The 255-nt window shown below is 55.7% G+C and carries 1 protein-coding gene; it reads left to right on the plus strand.

The annotated features are described in order from the left end of the window. Positions 1-9: 9 nt before the first annotated feature. Positions 10-255: ABC transporter permease (locus SB753_RS39245; protein WP_410805444.1), on the plus strand; the 246-nt coding region annotated here is incomplete at its 3' end.

Below are 255 nucleotides of genomic sequence, written 5' to 3' on the forward strand. Positions count from 1 at the left end.
GGGGCTCGCATGGGCGGCTATAGCGGTTTCGGCACGCTGTTCTATAAAGAAATCCTGCGCTTCTGGAAAGTGTCGTTCCAGACCGTGCTTGCGCCCATCATCACGGCGCTGCTGTATCTGACCATTTTCGGCCACGCGCTGCGCAATCATGTGCAGATTTATCCGGGCGTCGAATACACAAGTTTTCTGGTGCCGGGCCTCGTGATGATGAGCGTGTTGCAGAATGCGTTTGCGAACAGTTCGTCGTCGCTGATC

This window comes from Paraburkholderia sp. SIMBA_053 (assembly GCF_046534895.1).
GTDB classification, from domain to species: Bacteria; Pseudomonadota; Gammaproteobacteria; order Burkholderiales; family Burkholderiaceae; genus Paraburkholderia; species Paraburkholderia caledonica.